The sequence below is a fragment of the Peribacillus sp. P4_C12 genome (assembly GCF_056402095.1).
Genome location: NZ_JBFUIB010001010.1, coordinates 1 through 832, shown reverse-complemented (window position 1 = coordinate 832; position 832 = coordinate 1). Strand labels below are relative to the sequence as shown.

Annotated in this window: 1 protein-coding gene; it reads right to left on the bottom strand. The window is 38.6% G+C overall.

Annotated elements, in window-relative coordinates:
• On the bottom strand, positions 1 to 808 hold an 808-nt coding region (locus tag AC1DUW_RS30880), incomplete at its 3' end, for an adenine deaminase C-terminal domain-containing protein (RefSeq protein ID WP_477644459.1).
• Positions 809 to 832: the final 24 nt, after the last annotated feature.

Below are 832 nucleotides of genomic sequence, written 5' to 3'. Positions count from 1 at the left end.
GCATAAAAGAGGAGACCGAAAATAAGCCTTGGTCTGTCAGTTTAATTTCCGGGATAACAGGAAGTGCTAAAAAGGCGAGAGTCAGGAAAGGATTGAAATGGCGATTAGCACCGAGTGTTAATAACGCCTCGTCGATCCTTTTTAAGGAATCAACAACTTCATTATAAGTACCTGTGCTCATTAATCCGGAAATATGGAGAGGAAGGGAAGCAAGTGTTCTTCCATCTTGGATTACGACTAATCCACCCTGCATCTTTTTAATTTCCTTTGCTGCTATGAGCATATCCTGATCATTCGTGCCCGCAATGATTAAATTATGTGAATCATGGGCGACTGTCGTGGCAATCGCACCTGATTGCAAGCCAAGTCCTTTGACAATTCCGAGCCCTATTTGTTTTGTCAAATGATGCCGTTCAATAACTGCGAGCTTAATGTGATCATTTCGTTCAGAAAACTGGAATTGGCCATTATTAAGATAAACCGGTTCAATCAGGTGCTTTGTAATCAAGCTGTTTGGTGTTATTTCAATAATATTAGCCAATTTATTTTTGAGCTGAATGGATAAATCTTTCTCTGTTATATTATGAAGGTTTACAGAATGTTTTAATTCATTTTCCATAATACATTCCTTGTTTTCTGGAAAGTTTATTAGTTGATTATTTTGTACAATAAGATTTCCATCTTTAAATACGGAGTGAATTTGGAGAGAAACAAGATCATCAAATAGAAGAAAGTCTGCCCTATATCCAGGTGCAATTGCCCCGTGCTCCTTTAAACCAAAGCATTCGGCCGCGTTAATGGTCGCCATTTGAATTGCAGTCAGAGGGGGAAT